The sequence below is a fragment of the Candidatus Woesearchaeota archaeon genome (assembly GCA_003694805.1).
In the GTDB taxonomy this organism is placed as follows: domain Archaea; phylum Nanobdellota; class Nanobdellia; order Woesearchaeales; family J110; genus J110.
In genome coordinates this window covers 1-2,984 of sequence record RFJU01000135.1, presented here as the reverse complement: position 1 = coordinate 2,984, position 2,984 = coordinate 1, and the positions used below count along the sequence as shown (strand labels likewise).

3 protein-coding genes are annotated in these 2,984 nt (G+C 49.9%); 2 read left to right on the top strand and 1 reads right to left on the bottom strand.

The window, feature by feature from the left end; all coding sequences use genetic code 11:
* The first annotated feature begins 83 nt into the window (after nucleotides 1–83).
* Entirely contained in the window at nucleotides 84–569 is a 486-nt protein-coding gene (locus D6783_05155; GenBank protein RME52343.1) for a GNAT family N-acetyltransferase, read from the top strand.
* Nucleotides 570–591: 22 nt separating this feature from the next.
* Nucleotides 592–2,532, top strand: a complete 1,941-nt coding sequence (locus D6783_05150) for a sensor histidine kinase (GenBank protein RME52342.1) — start codon at nucleotides 592–594, stop codon at nucleotides 2,530–2,532.
* Here D6783_05150 and D6783_05145 read toward each other — a convergent pair.
* Nucleotides 2,513–2,984 (bottom strand): response regulator (locus D6783_05145; GenBank protein ID RME52341.1); only part of this gene is annotated, 472 nt, incomplete at its 5' end. The genes D6783_05150 and D6783_05145 overlap by 20 nt on opposite strands.

Sequence of the window (2,984 nt, the reverse complement as noted above, 5' to 3'; positions counted from 1 at the left end):
GAGGATACGAAAGGCATGCGGGCACTTGGTGCTGGGAGATCTGTTTCTCTTGGCGGCGGATTCAAACCTATGTAACTCCCCTTATGACTTCTTTCTTTTTTGCCTCAGAAAAAGATTTCAGTAGATTGCTCGAGCTCAAACAAGAATGGTTCGAGTACGAGGCTAATAACGACAATAGACTAGACAAATCGTTCTCAAAAAAGGGCTTAGCGACAACCCTCAAGGAGACTCTGGCTGACAATAACTCAATAATAATTATTGCACGAGACTCATCTGTCTATATTGGGTTCGTTTCTGTGCAGATTGGAGAGGCTCCTCCGCATGCAAAGCCAACCAACATTGGATTGATAAGGGCGCTGTACGTTCGTCCAGAAGCCAGACGTTCAGGAGTTGCCACAAAACTTATTGAGAAAGCCCACCGTTGGGCTAAAGAACATGGAGCCACAAGAGTTTCTGTCAGTGTCAACGCCCAGAACACCCAAGCTCTAAGCTTCTACAAGAAATCTGGATACCACCCTCGCCTCGTAGTATTGAGCAAAGAATTACCAAACAGAGGGAAAACTTTATAAATAAGCAAAATGACGCTACTCTGTGGTAACTTCAAAAGGGGTTGATTTGGAAAATCTCCTTTTCGACCTGACAGCTATTGCTGCAGACCCTGAAAGGCTTGACAAACAAGCTCTTAAATCCTCTATGAGCAAAATTCTTCGGGCCGCAATAGATATTGTTGGTTTCTCCAAGGTAGAATTGAGCCTAATCACTGATGAAAACGGAATCCCACTTTCACCAAAGGATTCACTAGTGAAAAAACCATACATGATAGGCTTTGGGAACTATGGGCTCACCGATATTTCAGATGAGTTCTTCAGCAATTTTGATCCCTGGCCAATGGAGTTTGCCCGTAATGCGCCTTCATTCGTTTTTCACGAGAAAAGACCCATACACATTTACGATAACAGGGAATATCTTGAAGAGTTACAGAAAAGATGGTCAAAGCATTTTCGTCCCGGCTCGCACGAAGCATTGATTGCAATGGTTGATGGACTTAGGAAAACTAAGTACGCTGATAAAGTTGATGGATGGGTTGCCGAACTAACGAACGACCCTTCAATCCCAGAGAGTTTTTACTCCTTAAGAGAGTGGTGTTATCGAACTGGTTGTCCAATAGTAGCAGATGTTTACGACGAACAGGGAAAACCAATATTTGCTGACTTCAGCGACTTTATGAGCGGGTTGGTTCAGCCGGTGGTCTCATATCATAGGGAACGCCTTTCGCAGGGTTCACTTGTGTGGGTGCTAGATAAACTAGATGAACTGTCTGATAATGAGAAGGCAAAGATAGCAGAAGCATTCATTGCAGAGACCTCTGCCGAACCAAAAGTTAGGTTTGAAGACGTTGCCAGATGGTTCTCTTCGAGAGGAATCCCCGTTCTAGAGGAAGATGTTGCAACAGATGTTGAAGGAAAGAAACATCAAGGCGGAAAGAAGTATTTCAAACGCCCATTCATTGCTGAAGGTAGAGACGGTGAAGCTAGAGTTGTAGTTCCTGCCACTATAGGCTTCACCGTAATGTACAAAATAAGGAACCTCAAGCCCGGTCAAAAGAATCCGTCTAAAGAACCCCTGTCAAATGAAGAAATTGATTCTGCACAGAGAATTATGGATCACCTGGTACTCCCAATTCAACTTGTGGCTGCATCGTACAAGCTCGGAAAGATTGCCCATCTCGAGAAGCAAGCAACCGTTGGTCTCCTCGCGGCGGGAGTGGCGCATGACTTGGGGAACAAGATTGCGACGGTGAAGGGGACGCTGTCCAACCTTGGTCTCGACGTGAAGGCGGTGATGGAAGCGGATGAGTATACGCGCGAGCTCATCGCCGCCGTCGAGGAAGGCAACCTCAAGAAGGCACAGGAGGTTGCCGAAGAGCTGCGCGAGGAACGCGAGGACCTCAATCTCGATGAGCGCATCCCAAAGATGGCATCGCGCATCGACGCACTGGATGCAGGATTACGATCCGTGAGCAGACCCATCGCTTCACTACAGTCATTCGCGAAGTCAGGCAGCTACGAGACAAAACCCGTCAAACTCTCGACGAGCATCGATAGCGTCTTGCTCGAGATGCAGGGGCAGTTCTCGAAGCGTGGCATCGCCATCGAGCGCCAGTATGACGACGTCACGGTGCAGGCGAGCCCCTACGAGCTCAACAGAGTTTACTCAAATCTCTTTCAGAACGTCCTCGAGGCGTTTGGAGAGCGAAAGGGAAAGGTCACGGTCAAGACTTATGTGCAGGGCGGACGTGGTGTGTTCGAGATCAGCGACGACGGCCCCGGCATGCCTGATGACGTGAAGAAGAAAGTCTTCGACCCGTATTTCTCGACCAAGAGCGACGGCCTCACAAAAGGGCGGGGCCTTGGGCTCACAAACGTCATGGGTATCGTGCAGGCGCACGGCGGCGAGATAGAGCTCGAGTCCGAAGAAGGGAAAGGAACAACCTTTCGCATCTACTTGCCGCTTACGAGAAGCGACGAGTGACATCGATCCGGTGGAGATAGAAGGATACTGCGTCGAAGAGCTGCTGTTTTGTCAGGTCGGTCTTCAGGAGATACTCCATGTTCCGGCCTGTGTGCCGTATCTTGCCGCGCTCTTCCTCAGTATTGTACGCCGAGAGCACCATGACGCCGACGTCTTCCGGCATGCGCCGAATCACCTCTGCGCCATCAATGTGGGGCATCTTCACATCAGCTACCAGCAGGTCAACCTTGTTGGTGTCCATGAGCTCGAGTGCTTGCTGGCCCGCGTACTCGCCTGATGCGACGAGTGAGTTGATGGTGACTGCACGGCGGTAATCGCGGTTTGCGCGCGCCATGTTCTCGAACGTTTCGGCATACTGAGCGGCGAGCGCCACGCCTTCTTCGATGTGGTCGTCCATCCAGAGTACGGTGAAGTCGCGTTTTCTGCGACGGTCAGGGGCTGCTTCATAGCGG